Origin of the sequence: Corynebacterium sp. Marseille-P4611 (assembly GCF_916618765.1) — a bacterium.
GTDB classification, from domain to species: Bacteria; Actinomycetota; Actinomycetes; order Mycobacteriales; family Mycobacteriaceae; genus Corynebacterium; species Corynebacterium marquesiae.
This window is the reverse complement of record NZ_CAKAKD010000001.1, coordinates 1,124,351-1,138,866: the sequence shown is the minus strand read 5'-3', so window position 1 is coordinate 1,138,866 and position 14,516 is coordinate 1,124,351. Positions and strand designations below refer to the sequence as shown.

Sequence of the window (14,516 nt, the reverse complement as noted above, 5' to 3'; positions counted from 1 at the left end):
CTGGAGTTGCTGACTAGCCCTAGCTGGGATCAGCAACCACAAAACCTAGGCTTCGCAGAGTCGCGGCCGCCACGTAGGGGTTATCAGCAACTGCGGCAGCAAGCTGTGTCTCCAGCCACTCCTGACGGCTTGCGTGTAGCGCTCCCTCCCAACTAGGACGAGCATGAAATCCGCACTCTTTAAAAAGGAATGAAAAATATTCCTCTACCGAAACTCTAAACCGGCTTCCCCCGACAGGAAAATGGATGTCTTCGATCCGACCTTTCTTTCGGGAATTTTTCATACCAAAGAAATTCTTCATCAGTGCCGGGCTCAATAACCCTGCGACGCCAGAATGATGAATGTGAGCTGTAGGCGCACCCTTATTGTCGCGCTCGTATTCAAACCTCACTCCAGGCGCGGTGCCAACACGAAGTTCGAATTTGCTGGACTTGATACTCAAATCCCGTCCGTTTCGTGACGGTGTGGTGTGAAACCGGACGACAGATTCAAATAGGTCGCTAAATTCCACCGGTCGTGAAAGCTCCATAGCCCCAGCGCCATAGACTAATGGGACGTGCAGCTCTAATATCCCGGTGTTGTTATCAGCATTGAGATCCAACTCAACGTCAATGTCAGATTCACCGTTGAGGGGAAATACGTTCAGGTGCAATTTGTAGACGTGGTCAAAGAATTTCTCAGTTTCCCGTTGAACCTGACTCATCATGGGAAGCTGCCCACTCTAGCTATCAAGAAGCAGTTCGACGCGACGCAGTTCGTCATAGAGGCCGCGCTCTTCTGGGGAAAGACGACCAGCGGCAGCTAGATCGCTAAGTTCCTCAGTGGTCAACGGACCACCGGCGGCATCACAAAAAACATGCATTAGTTCCTCGCGCCGCCTCCGCAAAGACCGCGTATCAGTAACACGCATTTTCAAAGTCATGCCATCCTCCTGCCACGACCTTACTTCAGCTGAGGCTAAGCGCGCCAGACGACGGCCGTGGCAACCGCCGCACGCCCTTCCTTACGGCCGGTGAAACCTAGGTGGTCCGTCGTCGTGGCAGAGACGGACACGGGGGCACCGAGGATTTCGCCCAACACAGCCTCGGCCTCTGCGCGGCGCGGGCCCATTTTGGGGGTTTGGCCGATAAGCTGCGCGGCGGCATTGCCGATGATGAACCCTTCGGATTCGAGCAATTCCCGGCATTCGCGCAGCAGTTTCGCTCCGGATACGCCGTCGTATTCGGGCCGGCCGACGCCCACGAAAGAGCCGAGGTCGCCGAGGTGGGAGGCGGATAAAAGGGCGTCGACAAGCGCGTGCGCTACCACGTCCCCATCGGAGTGGCCCTCGCAGCCAGCATCGCCCTCGAAGAGCAGGCCGGCGATCCAACACTCCTTGCCGGCCTCGATCTGGTGGGCGTCGGTGGCGATGCCAACGCGCGGGATAATCGGGTTAGTCATGGGTCTCCTCGGTCAAAGCGTGGGCCAGGGTGAGATCGATGGGCGCGGTGATTTTGAACGCCAGGGTATCGCCCGGCACGGTTGCCACGCGCTCGCCATGCCATTCCATGAGGCTGGCGTCGTCCGTGGCGGTAAATTCGGGCTGCTGGGCCCAGTAATCCAGGTTGGCTTGGCGCAGCGCGGACAGGCGGAAGGCCTGCGGGGTTTGCACGGCGCGCAGGCGGGAGCGGTCGGGAGTGCTCACCACGGCGTCGGCCGCGACTTCCTTGATGGTATCGGCCACGGGAACCACCGGCACGGCCGCGGGGGCGCCTTCGAGCACACGCTTGGCGACGTCCCGCACCATCGCCGGCGGAGTCAGTGCCCGGGCCGCATCGTGGATGAGCACCACGGCGTCGTCGTCGGGGATTGCCTGCAGGCCTGCCCACACGGAATCGGCGCGCTCGCTGCCGCCGTGCACGAGGCGGATGGGCACGGCGTTTGTAGCGCTTTTAGCGCCTGCGGTGTCGATGCGGCCGATAATGCGGGCGGCCTCGGGCTCCATATCTGGGCTGACCAACACAATGACCTCATCGACCACGCCGGAGGCCAGCAACGCGCGCACGGAGCGCTCCAGGAGGGTGCGCCCGCGCAGCTCGACATAAGCCTTGGGCACCTCAGCACCGAGGCGGGTGCCCTGGCCGGCGGCCGCGATGAGCGCGATGACGCGCGGTTTAGTCTTCGTCGTCGAAGGAGAGGTCATCGAGATCGATGTCGTTGTCGATATCGGTGGTGATGGACTTATCGTCTACCAATCCGGCTGCGCGGTGGCGCTCGATGGTGGCATCGATCTCTTCCATCATGGTGTCGGCCTTCTTCTCATCAACCGGCTTGGCCAGCGCGAGCTCGCCCACCAGGATGGTGCGGGCCTTGCCCAGCATGCGCTTCTCGCCGGCCGAGAGGCCACGGTCCTGGTCGCGACGCCACAGGTCGCGAACGACCTCGGCGACCTTATTGATATCGCCGGAGGCCAAGCGCTCCTGGTTAGCCTTATAACGGCGGGACCAGTTGCCAGCCTCTTCAACGTCCTCGTCACGCAGCACGGAAAAGACCTTTTCCAGGCCCTCCTTGCCCACGACGTCGCGCACGCCGACGTTATCGGCGTTCTTGATGGGCACGCGGACGACTAGGTCGGACTGGTTGATGTGCAGCACCAGGTATTCCAGCGTCTCGCCACCCATCTCGCGGGTCTCGATATCCTCGATGACGGCCGCACCGTGGTGCGGGTAGACGACGACCTCGCCGACCTTATACTCCATTGCCACTCCTTGTTTCCCGTTTTATCCCGGTTGACTAAGGCCGTCATTTTATCACGAGCGGCCGCCCCGCCTGCGGATACCCCCGTATACCCCCACGGTCTACCCGCCCGGTTTGGGACAAACTGTGTACTTTAATGCGAAAGGGACTAGGCTAAAGCGTTGATAAGCCCTGTGATCGCAATTGATGGAGGATGCTCAACGTGCAGTCCCTGAAGTCCGCCGCCCGCCGCGGTGCCATTATTTCCGTTACCGCCGTCTCCGCTCTGGCGCTGGCTTCTTGCTCGGCAGGTCAGATCACCCAGACCGCCGATAAGGTGGCGGCGGTCGATGGCGCTTCTGCAAGCACGGAAGACAACAAGGTTGCGGTTCGCGATGTCACCATCCTGGTAGAGCCGAACGGCACCGCTGCCTTGAAGTTCACCGCCGTAAACCAAGGCTATGACACCGATGTCATCTCCCTGGAGTCCGTAGAGGTCGACGGCCAGCGCGTAGAGATGGACAAGGCTCAGCCGCTGCACCGCGACCAGTCCATCATCGCGGATTCCCAGAAGAACCTGGACGCCACCACCCAGCAGGATTCCGAGAACGTCCAGTACATCGCCACCTCGCTGAAGAACGATGACTTTGGCTATGCCGGCGACCGCCCAGTTACCTTCGAGTTCTCCAATGGTTCCATCGACGTGGACGCCACCATTGCCGCCACCCAGATGCAGTCCGGCGAATTCGATCGTGATGTCGAGTCTCCAGAGGGCTACTCCGAGGCCCCGAAGAACTAAGCCGCAGCGCTTCCGCCCCCAGCCTCCCTTTCCGGGCTGGGGGCGCTTATGTGTTTTAGGCTAGAAGCTATGGCCAAGAAATCTCGCCCCATCCATACCTGTTCCGAATGCGGTTACGTCTCGCCGAAGTGGCTGGGGCGCTGCCCCGACTGCGGGTCTTGGGGCACGTTGGAGGAAAGGGCGCCGGTGGTGGCGGGGCCGGGGACTGCGGGGGCGTCGGCAAGCAAGGGCGTAGCGCCGTCCAGCCCGGCGCAGCCGATTACCAAGATTGGGGCGCAGGCGACAAAGACGGTGCGCACCGGCATCGGTGAGCTCGACCGCGTGCTTGGAACCGGCATCGTGCCGGGTTCGGTGGTGCTTATGGCCGGCGAGCCCGGCGTGGGCAAATCCACGCTGCTGCTGGAAGTAGCCTCGCGGTGGGCCCAGCTCGGCCGCACCGTGCTCTATGCGACGGCCGAGGAATCCGCCGGCCAGGTCCGCTCCCGCGCCGAACGCACCGGGGCGCTGCAGGAATCGCTGTACTTGGCGGCCGAGTCCAACTTGGATGCGGTCTTTGGGCACGTGGATAAGCTTAAGCCGAGCCTCATTATCGTCGATTCGGTGCAGACCATGCACGCCGTGGGCGTGGAGGGCGTATCGGGCGGCGTGGCGCAATCGCGCGCGGTGACGGCCGCGCTGACTTCGCTGGCGAAGTCCACCGGCATTCCGGTGCTCCTGGTGGGCCATGTGACCAAGGACGGCAACGTGGCCGGCCCGCGCGTGCTGGAGCATCTTGTCGACGTCGTCTTAAACTTCGAGGGCGACCGCCAATCCAGCCTGCGTATGCTGCGCGGCATCAAGAATCGCTTTGGCGCCACCGATGAGGTGGGGTGTTTTGAGCAGACGGCCGGCGGCATTCGGGAAGTCGCAGACCCTTCCGGGCTGTTTCTCTCGCACCGCGGCACGACGCCGGATGGCTCGGCCGTGACGGTCGCGATGGACGGCGTGCGGCCGATCCTCGCGGAGGTGCAGGCGCTGACGGTGGACCCGGTTGCAAAGAACCCGCGGCGCGTGGTGACCGGGCTAGATTCCAACCGCGTGCCGATGGTGCTTGCGGTGCTGCAGGCGCGTGCGGGCCAACGCACCAACGATAAGGATGCTTATGTCGCCACGGTGGGCGGCATGCGGATTACGGAGACTGCGACGGATCTGGCGGTGGCGCTGGCAACGTGGTCCTCGCTGCACGAGCAGCCGCTGCCGGCCAAGACGGTGGTCATTGGCGAGGTCGGCCTGGCCGGCGAGTTGCGGCCGGTGCCCAATGTGGAGCGGCGTTTAACGGAGGCCGCGCGGTTGGGCTATAAGCACGCGATTGTCCCACGCGGGGACATCGAGCCGGTAGAGGGCATGCGCGTACACCAGGTCGGGACGCTGGGGCAGGCCATCGCCGCGGTGTCGGGATAGCGCCTAGCGCAGCGTGAAGTCCTGCGGCGGCGAAGAGTTATCGCCGATGACGGTGTGGGCGAAGTAGGCTCCAGGTTCGGCCACGGGGCGGTCGGTGCACTCGCCCGGCTTGGAGGCCTGGCGGGACCACTCGGCCTCGAATTTCACGTCCTTGCCGGCCGGGAAGGTTTGCGAGCCGGTCTGCACGGAGGCGTAGCAATCCGTATCGGACCATACGCGCTGGTTATCGGCCATCTTGTAGACCTCGAAGCGCAGCAGGTTCTTGTCCAGGTCGATCTTGCAGTCCGCGGCCGTGGGGTTGGTGACGGTCATGAAGAACTTCGGCAGCTCGCCTTCCGGCACGGAGTAGTTCAGCATGGAGGTGCGCACCTGGAGGTCCGCGAGATCGCAGGTCTTCTTGGCCGCCTCAGAGCTTGCAGGCGCAGCGCTCGACGGCTCACTTTCGGCCGCCTTGCTTTCCGATGTCCCCTCGGACGCGGCCTCTGCAGCCGTCTCCGAGGCAGCCTCGGAGGTCTCCGGAGCGGCAGAAGACGAGGTCTGCTCCGGCGTGGGCGCAGGGGCGGCGGTATCGGCCGACTCATCGCTGCTACCCCCGAAGGCGGCCACAGCCGCCCAGATCAGCACCACGGCCAGCACGAGCACGATGATGAGCGCCGCCACGCGGCGGCGCTTGTAGATCTCTTCAGGTAGGGGCTTTTTCTGCGTCACGCTGTCAATTTTAAGCGGTGGGTGCGGGCCGGTGCGCTAAGCCCGCGCCGCGTGTCAGGCTGTGCTACTTCACGCCGAGGGTCTGCAGGGTTTCGACGCTGGAGTCTTCCAGCAGGTAGCGCGCGCCAATAACGCCCAGGGCGCCCTCGTCCAGCAGGCGGCGCACGTTGGGCACGCTGGCCACCAGCTGGGCGACGGTCTGGCGGGTGTGTTCCCGCTCGACGTCGTCAGTCGTGGCATTCGGGCCCGCCACCAAGGCGGAGGCGGCGACCTTCTCAATAATGGGTCGCTGCAGGCCGGTGGGTAGCTCGCCGCCGGCCACGAAACCGGTAGCCGCGCCCACCGCGCCACAAGATTGATGGCCGAGAACCACCAGCAGGTTGGGTTTGAGGGCGGCGAGGGCGTAGTCGAGGGAGGCCACGACGGCGTCGTCAAGAATGTGGCCCGCGGTGCGGATGACAAAGGCATCGCCGAAGCCGATATTGAAAACGTGCTCGATGGGGGCGCGGGAATCGGAACAGGAAATGACCACCACGCGGGGATCCTGGCCGTGAGTTAGGCCCTCGCGGTTATAAATCTCGCGCACGTCGACGGTCTCGCCGTCCAGCACGCGTTGATTTCCCGCCTTAAGGGCCTCCCATACGGCCTGCGGTTCGTGGGCAACATTACGTAAAGGCATAGGCCACATTCTAATGCCCTAGACTATCCCCCACGATGGATTCGCAAGCTCTTCTTTCCTGGTTTGATGCCAATGAACGCGACCTGCCGTGGCGCCGGCCTGGCACGAGCGCGTGGGGTGTGCTGCTCAGCGAGGTCATGAGCCAGCAAACCCCGGTCGCGCGCGTAGCTCCGGTGTGGGAGGAGTGGATGCAGCGCTGGCCCACCCCGGCGGACTTTGCCCAGGCCAGCCGGGCGGAGGTACTGCGCGCCTGGGGCAAGCTGGGCTATCCGCGGCGTGCGCTGCGTCTGTGGGAGTGCGCGGCGGCCATTGGCGAGGGCGAGGTGCCGGCGGACGTCGATAAGCTGCTGCGCCTGCCGGGCATCGGTGACTACACCGCGCGCGCCGTGGCGTGCTTCCATTTTGGGATAAACGTGCCGGTGGTCGATACCAATGTGCGCCGGGTGTATGCGCGCGCGGAGGACGGTAGGTTCTTGGCGCCGCAACCGTCGAAGCGGGAATTAGCGGCCGTGGCGGAGCTGTTGCCGGCCGAGAATGGACCGCGTTTTTCGGCCGCGCTCATGGAATTGGGAGCGCTGGTGTGCACGGCGAAGAATCCTTCCTGCGAGCAGTGCCCGCTGCGCGCGAGCTGTGCGTGGCAGCTCGCTGGCCGGCCGCAGCCCAGTGCAGAGGAGCAGGCACGGGCGAAAAAGCGCGTGCAGAAATTCGTGGGCACGGACCGGCAGGTGCGCGGCAAGATTTTGGATGTGCTGCGCGCGGCGGATGGGCCGGTGCCCCAGTCCGAGATTGACGTAGTCTGGCCCGATGCGGCACAGCGCTCCCGGGCGTTGGCTTCGCTGCTTGCCGACGGCCTCGCCGAGCAAAACGACGCCGGCCTGTTCCACCTTCCTATTTAGGGAGTTTATAATAGACGGCTATAATCGCAGGTCGCGATCCAGGGCGTGTGTCCTGCTTAACGCCAGCGGCCGCGGAAATTGAATCCGCCCGGCAGGTTCACCCACATGCCGCCGCGGGAATTAAAGGTAACCGGCCCTACCTTGGTAGACATCGACGCACCGGATCCGGAGACGTTGATCCAGCTATTCTTGCCGGTCTTTTTTCTTGAACGATACTGAAGTCCCATAAGCATTTATTTTAGCAATTTCACTTCCACCGTTCCTACTGCGCAGTAGGTTTTGGACATGGAAAAGATTTGTATGAGACTCCTCACAATTTGTTCACTAATCCTCGGGTCGCTCCTCCTACCGCCGGCCGCGAATGCAGCAGTAACCTCGACCCGGCCTTCGCCGCACGTGCTCGATGGCGTCGGCCGCGGGCAGGTATTCACGTATGACACCACCACGGATGATGGTCGGCCGATTCAGGCCTCGGCAACCTTGTACGAGCCAAATGCGCCGTGGCGCGGTAAGGGCGAGCGGCCCACCATCATCTTTGCGCCCGGCACTCGCGGCGCAGGAGACCAGTGTGCACCATCGCGTGCCGGCATGGGCCTGGGGTCGGTAGGGCTGAGCAAGGTCGGCTCCCCTACCATCAATGCGAACTACGAATACGGCTTCTATATGGGCGCACTCCAGCATGGTGCCCGAGTAATCGTGGCAGACCTCATCGGCCTTGGCATGCCGGGGCACCACACCTATGTCAATCACATTGAAGAAGCGCACGCCATGCTCGATGCCGCCCACTCCGGCTTAGAGCTGGCCCACGCTCCAAAGGACGCCCCTATTGGCTTTGCGGGCTATTCGCAGGGCGGCGGAGCCTCGTTGGCCGCCGCGGAATTCGCCGATTCTTATGCACCCGAGCTGAACGTAGCCGGTACCTACTCCGGCGCCCCTCCGGCCGACCTACCAAAGGTGATGAAGGCCATCGACGGCTCCTCCATCGTCCATGTGCTGGGCTACGCCATCAACGGCTTTGCTGAGCGCGACCCTAAGTTCCGCGATGCGGTCCTAGAAGAGCTCAATCCACGCGGCATTGATTTCCTGCGTTCGGCAGCCACCAGCTGCACGGGTGACTCCATCCTCATGTGGGGCTTTAGCAATACCCGCCAACTCACCCGCACCGGGGAATCGCTATCCGAGCTCGTAGAGCGCAAGCCTGTCATCAGGGAAACCTTGCTGCGGCAGAATCAGGGCAAGCACCCGCTCAGGGGCCCAGCGATGATCGCCAGCTCGCCGCACGATGACCTCATCCCGCACGAGCAAGTTCGGTCCACCGCAGGGGCGTACTGTCAGATGGGCGGGACCGTGGACTTCATGGCCGCGCCTGGTACCGCAACGATTCCGGGCGCCGGCGCCGATCACGCGTTGCCGCTATACGTTAATATCCCGGTGGGCTTGAAGTATCTCTTTGACCGCTTCGACGGGAAACCGGCGCCGTCGAATTGTGCGGGCTAGGCGACGTCAGAAGCTCCAAACCGCACACAACGCAAGACCACCCAGCCTCGCAGAAAGCGAGGTACTGGGTGGCCTTAATCGTTGCCCCGAGTTACATCGGCTGGCCGGCGCCTGCTGGCGGCGGGTTGTGGCCGTCGTCATCGGAGTCGGAACCGGAGCCCGACTCTAGGTCGGTTCCGGCGGCGGTGGAGCCTCCATCGCCCGGAACGTCCGGGGTGATGGTGTCGGGCTCGCCGTCATCGGTGGAGTCGGCGTCGTTGTCGCGCACCTCGGCGTCGTCAAGCTGTGGCTCCTCAGTGTCCTCCGGTAGAGGCTTCGGGCGCGGGCTGAAGGTGAACTTCGCGCCCGTGTTGTCCTTGGACTCGCCGTCCCAGCCCTCGACGTCGACGGTGATGATCTCACCGGCGCCGATTTCGCCGAAGAGGATCTTCTCAGAGAGCTGGTCCTCAATCTCGCGCTGAATGGTGCGGCGCAGCGGGCGAGCACCCAATACTGGGTCGAAGCCGCGCTTAGCCAGCAGGTCCTTGGCCTTCTGCGTGAGCTCGATGCCCATATCGCGCTCATCCAGCTGCTTGGCCACGCGGCCGATGAGCAGCTCGACCATCTCCACAATCTGCTCCTGAGTGAGCTGGTGGAAGACGACGATGTCATCAATACGGTTCAAGAACTCTGGGCGGAAGTGCTTCTTCAGCTCGTCGTTGACCTTCTGCTTCATCCGATCGTACTGAGCATCCGCATCATTCTCGGAGGAGCCGGTAAAGCCCAAGCCCACCGGCTTCGAGATGTCCTGCGTGCCCAGGTTCGAGGTGAAGATAAGTACGGTGTTCTTGAAGTCGACGACGCGACCTTGGCCGTCAGTAAGGCGGCCATCTTCCAGCACCTGCAGGAGGGTGTTGTAAATCTCCTTGTGGGCCTTCTCGATCTCATCGAAAAGCACGACGGAGAACGGCTTGCGGCGAACCTTCTCGGTCAGCTGGCCACCCTCTTCGTAGCCAACGTATCCCGGAGGGGCACCGAAGAGGCGGGAAGCGGTGAAGCGATCGTGGAACTCACCCATGTCGATCTGGATGAGGTCATCATCCGAACCGAAGAGGAAGTTAGCCAGGGACTTCGACAGCTCGGTCTTACCCACACCGGACGGGCCGGCGAAGATGAAGGAGCCGGATGGACGGCGCGGATCCTTGAGGCCTGCACGGGTGCGGCGGATGGCGCGGGAGACGGACTTGACCGCCTCGTCCTGGCCGATGATGCGCTTGTGCAGCTCCTCTTCCATGTTGAGCAGACGGTTGGATTCCTTCTCCGTCAGCTTCAGCACCGGGATGCCGGTCCAGTGCGCCAGAACCTCGGCGATCTGGTCCTCGCCTACCTCGGCGATTTCCTCCAGGTCGCCAGAGCGCCACTGCTTTTCCTTCTCTGCGCGCTCCTCGCCCAGCTTGCGCTCCTTATCGCGCAGGCCGGCTGCCTTCTCAAAGTCCTGGGCATCGATGGCCGCTTCCTTTTCCTTGCGGACCTCAGCGATGCGGTCATCGACCTCGCGCAGGCCCTTCGGCGCGGTCATGCGCTTGATGCGCATACGAGCACCAGCCTCATCGAGGAGGTCAACGGCCTTATCCGGCAAGAAACGGTCATTGATGTAGCGATCCGAGAGGGAAGCTGCAGCATGCAGCGCCTCATCGGTGTAGGACACGCGGTGGTGCGCCTCGTACTTATCGCGCAGGCCCTTCAGGATCAAGAAGGTGTCATCCAGGGAAGGCTCCTCCACCTTGACTGGCTGGAAGCGGCGCTCCAGGGCGGCATCTTTCTCGATGTGCTTGCGGTATTCCTCAAGGGTCGTAGCACCGATAGTCTGCAGCTCGCCACGAGCCAGCTTCGGCTTGAGCAGCGAGGCAGCATCGATGGCGCCTTCAGCAGCACCAGCACCAACCAGGGTGTGAATCTCATCGATGAACAAGATAATGTCGCCGCGCTGGTTAATCTCCTTGAGCACCTTCTTCAGGCGTTCCTCAAAGTCACCGCGGTAACGGGAGCCGGCAACCAGGGAGCCCAAGTCGAGCGAGTAAAGCTGCTTGTCCTTGAGGGTCTCCGGAACCTTGCCGTTGACGATGTCGAGCGCCAAGCCCTCAACGACGGCGGTCTTACCAACGCCCGGCTCACCGATGAGAACCGGGTTATTCTTCGTACGGCGAGACAGCACCTGCATGATGCGCTCTACCTCGGACTCACGGCCAACGACTGGATCGAGCTTGCCGTCCTTAGCGGCCTGGGTGAGATTGCGGCCGAACTGGTCGAGCACCAGGGAATTGGAACGTTCGCCGGAACCGCCGGAGCCGCCACGGCCGCCCGCGCCGGCACCCGCACCAGCACCCGCGCCGACCGGACCGGAGCCCTGGCCGTTGGAGGAACCGCCCTCCTGCTGGCCGCCCTCATAACCGGACAGCAGCTGGATAACCTGCTGGCGCACGCGCGGCAGGTCGGCGCCGAGCTTGGTCAGCACCTGGGCGGCGACGCCGTCGCCCTCGCGAATGAGACCCAACAGCAAGAACTCAGTACCGATGTACTTGTGTCCCATCTGCAGGCCTTCGCGCAGGGAAAGCTCCAGCACCTTCTTGGCGCGTGGGGTAAAGGGGATGTGGCCGGTGTGCGGCTGGCTGCCCTGGCCGATGATTTCCTCGACCTCGCGGCGGACATCCTCCAGGGAGATACCCATGGATTCCAGCGCCTTGGCGGCTACGCCTTCGCCCTCATGGATAAGGCCGAGCAGGATGTGCTCGGTGCCGATGTAATTGTGGTTAAGCATGCGCGCTTCTTCCTGCGCCAACACGATGACGCGGCGAGCACGATCGGTAAACCTCTCGAACATGATTCCCCTATACTTTCGCTTCTAATGTGATACCCACTCTAACGCGGCAGTCCGCCGATAATTTCCGGTTTTGTTCCCAGATGCCCGCAATACCGCCAGAATCCACCATATGCGCAGCTCACACGGGTGTACGCCGGTAGCGAACAGGGGCATGGGCATGTAATCTAGAATCGTTTTATCGTTCCCTGCCCCTCCCTACTATTAAAGGACGTCGCGACCGTGCCCCAGCTTCCTGAGTTCTTTGCCACCCAGCACAACCTGCACGAATTGGCCGTATTGGATGAGGCTCCATCGTCTACCCTCTTTGCGGTCGAAGATGGAACCACGCACCAGCAACTAAGCGTGGAAATCTTCGCGCCGGAAATTACCGGCGTGGTGGATAAGTCCACGGCACTGCATGGGTTGCATCACCCAGCCATCGCGCCGCTGGTAGGCACGGGCACCACCGCGGACGGGCAGGAATTCATCGTGCGCGAAGGGGTTTCCGGAACCCAGCTTTCTGAGCTTCCCAGTAATCTCAGCCGCGAGGAGGCCGCCGACGTCTTCGGCCCGCTGGCGGGTGCGGTGGACTTCCTAGTTTCCCGCGGCCGGGCAGACTTTGCGATGCATGGGCTGAGGGAGGCCCGGGTGGGCGTCGATAAGCAACGCCAGGTTTCGGTGCTGGCTGCGGCCGGGCCGTCCGGCGAAGAGCACGGCGATGCGGTGGCGACGTTTGAGGAGCTTGTTGCCCGCAAATGCCCGGAGTATAAGCCCACTGGCACGGCAGAGAGCGCCAAGGATGTGGTCGCTCAGCTGCGCCCGCAGCGCGACTTCGATACCGCGCAGATTCCCCGCGTGCAGGAGCCGGAGCCACGCCCTCAGCAGCAGTTCGCCCGGCCGCAACAGCAGCAACCACAGCCGCAACCGATGGCCCAGCCCATGGCGCAGCCGCAGCAACCGATGGCACCCGCCCCGAAGAAGAAGGGCAAGGGCGGGCTCATTGCGCTCATCACGGTGCTGGCGGTGGTCGCGATTGCTGCTGCGGCCGCGCTGTGGTTCTTCCTGTCCTACCCCAGCTGGAATGATAAGGAGCAAAACCTCGCGGATGCGTATCCGGACTTGGTGGGCTCCCGCAGCGGCCAGGTCGGCTTCGATGGGGCTAAGTGCTCCTCGCGCGAGCCGGAACCTGGCCAGGAGGCCAAGATTTCCTGCGTGGGCGATGGGTTCAACTACATCGTGACCTACTACCCCAGCGTGGAGGAGCGCGATGCCATGCTTCCCGACGCCGAACCGGTCGAGCTTTCCAATGATCAGTGCACCATCCAAAGCTTTGAGACCACCGCGGATGTTCCGACCTACGTGATGGCCGTGGAAGGCACCCAGTCCGCATTCCTGGTGTGGGGCGATAAGGCTGAAGAGGAGCGGCTGAACCTGCCGCTGTGCGCCTCTTAATTTGTCCTTGTTCCTATTCCCCGGAGGGTACGCGCTTGAGGAACGGAGCGAGTACGACGACCACCAGCGAAAGCACGCCGGCAAAGAGGAAAGCCCAGTGCGCCCCGTGAGCCGTCGCGGCTGCCTCGTTCATGCCTTGGGCCGCACCGGACTTGGTGCCACGGGTCAGGAAGGTCATCAGGAAGGCAGTGCCGGCCGCGCCCGCCAGCTGCTGCAGGGTATTGAGGATGGCGGAGCCATGCGAGTAGAGCTCGTCTGGCAGAGAGGCCAGGGACGTCGTCATCAGCGGCGTCATCATAAGCGCGATGCCCAGCGCAAAGAGGATGTGCATGCCAATGACCATCCATACCGCACTGTCCTCGTTGAGCAAGGTCATCAGCCACGTGCCCGCGGCGAGGAGGAGGGCGCCTGGGATCATGAGCGGGCGGGGCCCGTGGACGTCATAGAGGCGGCCAACCATCGGCGAGATGCCGCCTTGGAGCAAGCCGCCAGGCATGACGACGAGCCCGGTGACCAGCGAGCTTACCGCCAGGGAGGTCTGCAGGTAGATGGGCAGGATATTGACCACGCCGAGCAATAGCCCAAACATGAGCAGCATGCCCAGTACCGCCACGGTGAAGTTGGGAACCGTAAACGGGCGCATGTCCAAAAGAGCGCGATTGTCCTTGGCCAGGCGCAGCTGGCGGCGGGTGAAAAGCGCCAAAGTCACGAGGCCGACGATGAGAACGACGATGTCTACCAGGCCATCTCCCTCCAGCATGTTTTCCAGGGACGATACGGCGTAGACCAACCCGCCAAAGGCGATGACGGACAGGACTACGGACGGGAAATCCAGCGGGGTATCGCGCTTATCTCCCACGTTGACTAGGCGGAAATAGCCGGCGGCGCAGATGAGGCCGAGCAGCGGCACCATGGTCCAGAAGATGACATGCCAGCTAGACATGCTCAACACGAAGCCGCCTACAGTGGGCCCGAGCGCCGGAGCCACGGAGATCACCACGGAGATAATGCCCATCACGCTGCCGCGGCGCTGCGGCGGAACGAGGGTCATCGCCACCGTCATCAGTGTAGGGATCATCAAGGCGGTGCCGGCCGCCTGGAATACACGACCCACCAGCAGCACGCCGAAGGCCGGGGCAAGCGCCGCCAGCACCGTACCGGCAAGAAATACGCCCGACGATGCCAAGAAGATCTGCCGGGTGGTGAACTTATCCATGAGAAAGCCGGTGGTCGGGATGACCACGCCCATGGTGAGGAGGAAACCGGTAAGCAGCCACTGGGCAGAGGTCGCGGGGATACCGAAGTCCGCCATGATGGTGGGCAGCGCCACCGACAGGGCGGTCTCGTTCAGGATCATCACCATCGCGCCGAGGACGAGGATGGTGAGGTTGATTTTTACCTCTGCGGAAATGCGGGGATCTGGTTTCTGAGACACCCAGACAGGATACTGAGGCCGCGGGTGCGGGGAAAGTCGAGGAGTATAGTTTTAGT

15 protein-coding genes are annotated in these 14,516 nt (G+C 62.9%); 5 read left to right on the top strand and 10 right to left on the bottom strand.

Annotation, left to right across the window (positions count from 1 at the left end; genetic code table 11):
* Nucleotides 1-19 precede the first annotated feature (19 nt).
* From LG376_RS05510 to LG376_RS05490, 5 genes are all read right to left on the bottom strand, one after another.
* Nucleotides 20-706, bottom strand: coding sequence for a hypothetical protein (locus tag LG376_RS05510; RefSeq protein ID WP_225746426.1), 687 nt, complete (start codon nt 704-706; stop codon nt 20-22).
* A gap of 15 nt (nt 707-721) precedes the next feature.
* Nucleotides 722-862, bottom strand: a complete 141-nt coding sequence (locus tag LG376_RS05505; protein ID WP_161798931.1) for a hypothetical protein — start codon at nt 860-862, stop codon at nt 722-724.
* 95 nt (nt 863-957) lie between these two features.
* On the bottom strand, nt 958-1,440 hold the full coding sequence (gene ispF, locus LG376_RS05500) for a 2-C-methyl-D-erythritol 2,4-cyclodiphosphate synthase (RefSeq protein ID WP_225746425.1): 483 nt from the start codon (nt 1,438-1,440) through the stop codon (nt 958-960).
* Nucleotides 1,433-2,182 carry a 2-C-methyl-D-erythritol 4-phosphate cytidylyltransferase gene (gene ispD, locus LG376_RS05495; RefSeq protein ID WP_225746424.1) on the bottom strand — a complete coding sequence of 250 codons (750 nt, stop codon included), beginning with the start codon at nt 2,180-2,182 and terminating at the stop codon, nt 1,433-1,435. The genes ispF and ispD overlap by 8 nt, the downstream gene beginning before the upstream one ends.
* On the bottom strand, nt 2,154-2,738 hold the full coding sequence (locus tag LG376_RS05490) for a CarD family transcriptional regulator (RefSeq protein ID WP_005325718.1): 585 nt from the start codon (nt 2,736-2,738) through the stop codon (nt 2,154-2,156). Before LG376_RS05490 ends, ispD begins: the two co-directional genes overlap by 29 nt.
* Nucleotides 2,739-2,929: 191 nt before the next feature.
* On the opposite strand from LG376_RS05490, the gene LG376_RS05485 reads away from it, so the two are divergent.
* Both LG376_RS05485 and radA read left to right on the top strand, forming a co-directional pair.
* Nucleotides 2,930-3,514, top strand: coding sequence for a hypothetical protein (locus tag LG376_RS05485; protein WP_225746423.1), 585 nt, complete (start codon nt 2,930-2,932; stop codon nt 3,512-3,514).
* 69 nt (nt 3,515-3,583) lie between these two features.
* Entirely contained in the window at nt 3,584-4,954 is a 1,371-nt protein-coding gene (radA, locus tag LG376_RS05480; RefSeq protein ID WP_225746422.1) for a DNA repair protein RadA, read from the top strand.
* 3 nt (nt 4,955-4,957) lie between these two features.
* Here the strand turns inward: radA and LG376_RS05475 are convergent, their stop codons facing one another.
* The gene (locus LG376_RS05475) at nt 4,958-5,662 is read right to left on the bottom strand and encodes a hypothetical protein (protein ID WP_225746421.1); all 705 of its coding nucleotides are present in this window, start codon (nt 5,660-5,662) and stop codon (nt 4,958-4,960) included.
* A gap of 64 nt (nt 5,663-5,726) precedes the next feature.
* Nucleotides 5,727-6,341 (bottom strand): carbonic anhydrase, encoded by a 615-nt coding sequence (locus tag LG376_RS05470; protein ID WP_225746420.1) that lies wholly within the window; start codon nt 6,339-6,341, stop codon nt 5,727-5,729.
* A gap of 35 nt (nt 6,342-6,376) precedes the next feature.
* On the opposite strand from LG376_RS05470, the gene LG376_RS05465 reads away from it, so the two are divergent.
* Complete coding sequence (locus LG376_RS05465; protein ID WP_225746419.1) at nt 6,377-7,237, top strand: A/G-specific adenine glycosylase; 861 nt, start codon at nt 6,377-6,379, stop codon at nt 7,235-7,237.
* A 56-nt stretch (nt 7,238-7,293) separates the two neighbouring features.
* On the opposite strand, the gene LG376_RS05460 is transcribed toward LG376_RS05465, so the two are convergent.
* Nucleotides 7,294-7,464, bottom strand: coding sequence for a DUF4236 domain-containing protein (locus LG376_RS05460; protein ID WP_080970400.1), 171 nt, complete (start codon nt 7,462-7,464; stop codon nt 7,294-7,296).
* 73 nt (nt 7,465-7,537) lie between these two features.
* Here LG376_RS05460 and LG376_RS05455 point away from each other — a divergent pair, with 73 nt between their 5' ends.
* Nucleotides 7,538-8,734 carry a lipase family protein gene (locus LG376_RS05455; RefSeq protein ID WP_225746418.1) on the top strand — a complete coding sequence of 399 codons (1,197 nt, stop codon included), beginning with the start codon at nt 7,538-7,540 and terminating at the stop codon, nt 8,732-8,734.
* Between the two features lie 91 nt (nt 8,735-8,825).
* Here the strand turns inward: LG376_RS05455 and LG376_RS05450 are convergent, their stop codons facing one another.
* The gene (locus LG376_RS05450) at nt 8,826-11,594 is read right to left on the bottom strand and encodes an ATP-dependent Clp protease ATP-binding subunit (RefSeq protein WP_225746417.1); all 2,769 of its coding nucleotides are present in this window, start codon (nt 11,592-11,594) and stop codon (nt 8,826-8,828) included.
* 219 nt (nt 11,595-11,813) lie between these two features.
* Between LG376_RS05450 and LG376_RS05445 the strand changes: the two genes are divergently transcribed.
* Complete coding sequence (locus tag LG376_RS05445; RefSeq protein ID WP_225746416.1) at nt 11,814-13,025, top strand: serine/threonine protein kinase; 1,212 nt, start codon at nt 11,814-11,816, stop codon at nt 13,023-13,025.
* Between the two features lie 13 nt (nt 13,026-13,038).
* On the opposite strand, the gene LG376_RS05440 is transcribed toward LG376_RS05445, so the two are convergent.
* On the bottom strand, nt 13,039-14,460 hold the full coding sequence (locus LG376_RS05440) for an MDR family MFS transporter (RefSeq protein ID WP_225746415.1): 1,422 nt from the start codon (nt 14,458-14,460) through the stop codon (nt 13,039-13,041).
* Nucleotides 14,461-14,516 lie beyond the last annotated feature (56 nt).